Annotated in this window: 3 protein-coding genes; all 3 read right to left on the reverse strand. The window is 50.9% G+C overall.

Annotated elements, in window-relative coordinates; translation table 11 throughout:
- Positions 1-180: 180 nt before the first annotated feature.
- A complete protein-coding gene (locus NZ705_12460; protein MCS7293755.1) occupies positions 181-594 on the reverse strand; it encodes a hypothetical protein in 414 nt (137 codons plus the stop codon).
- 273 nt (positions 595-867) lie between these two features.
- Positions 868-1,011, reverse strand: coding sequence for a hypothetical protein (locus NZ705_12465; protein MCS7293756.1), 144 nt, complete (start codon positions 1,009-1,011; stop codon positions 868-870).
- 138 nt (positions 1,012-1,149) lie between these two features.
- Complete coding sequence (locus tag NZ705_12470; protein ID MCS7293757.1) at positions 1,150-1,314, reverse strand: hypothetical protein; 165 nt, start codon at positions 1,312-1,314, stop codon at positions 1,150-1,152.
- Positions 1,315-1,390 lie beyond the last annotated feature (76 nt).

Genomic DNA, 1,390 nt, shown 5'->3' on the forward strand with positions numbered 1-1,390 from the left:
TTAACCAAACGGAACCTACGTTCTCTCGTGGATGAAGCTGTCTGTCTTCTATGTCAACCTTTGTCAGCTTAGCTATAGGTCTCATACACCAGACCCGAGCGTCTATCCTTTGTACTTCTTTTGTGCTGATAAAGTAAGGAAGCCCCATAGCGACCAAGGCGGAAATTTGGTTTGTTGCTATCAACGCAAAGGAATGGGGTCAAAGAATTGGATGTTGTTGACAAGCAGCGCGGTGGGAAACACGCAGTCACAACTCAGCATGTAGACAACGAAGAACCCAGGCCGGGTCGGGTGCCGGGCGATGAAGAACGCTTCGTCGGCGAAATTCTGGTTGACCCCGAGAGCAAACCCAGCGCCCTCCAGATGTGTGGTCTGGATGGGTCCCAAACTCACCATCTCGCCACCCATTCGCAGGAAATCGGGCAGAAGCGACTCAGGCAAGATGGCGAAGGTCTCCACAAACTCTGGGGGGAGACCACACTTGGTCAGTTCGTACTGGCGGGGATGCAAAATTTCGACTACATATCGGTTCACTTTAACCGCCCGGAAGTTGCTGGGGATATGGAGTATCAAGGCCAAGTCCTTCAACTCCACAAGCCGGTGAGTTGGAGCGCTAGGCTCACCACGGTACTTTTCGGCGCGGGGGCAGGGCTTGGCAAGGGCGGGAGAAACTAGGGAAAGACCAAGTAAAAAAGCAACAGCTAGGTGTTTTACTTTCATATTGCTCATATTGCGGCTAGAAACTAGGGCTTGCTTGTTTTCCACTGACAAAAAGAGCTGGCGGTTTTAGGGTTCCTTTTCGGCAGTCAGGACTGTCTTTCGACCGTCCCAAATAATGCTGACCCTGTATTTCCTTTGCAACCGTTCTCAAAGCGAGCTTTCCAACTCCCCTAGGATTTGGTCGGCTGCCAGGAACTTTTCGATGAACGCTTCCTCATCAGCCTTCACAGCAGGGTCTAGGTCTGCAACCAGCGAGTTGTCTTCGTCGAGCCGAGTCGTGATGTGTAGCATGGCTATTTCTCTCGCATGTCCTTAATCGAGCATAAACAGGACCTAGAAGAGTTCATTTCCAAAAAATCTACGGCCAGGCACAGCAGCTTTGACGCAAGGGATGCGCAGTCTTTTGGCGTTGGCTATGTACGCTCAGGTCTAGGGCAAGGGTTTCACGTCTAAGCGGGCCATGGTTTTCAAAAACTCGGCCACTGTGACCGTGCAATCGCAAGAGCTGGTTAGCCACAAAAACCGGTTCGGCTGGGCGGGATGAATGCCTACGAAATGAACCGCACTGTTGCGTACCTCGTCGAGATGTTCCACTATAGCTAAAAACGTTTAGCTTGGCATAGAATAGGGCTAATGAGTTCATAGAGGTTTTTCATGTCTAAGCCTTACA

The organism is Gloeomargarita sp. SKYB120 (assembly GCA_025062155.1).
Taxonomy (GTDB): domain Bacteria; phylum Cyanobacteriota; class Cyanobacteriia; order Gloeomargaritales; family Gloeomargaritaceae; genus Gloeomargarita.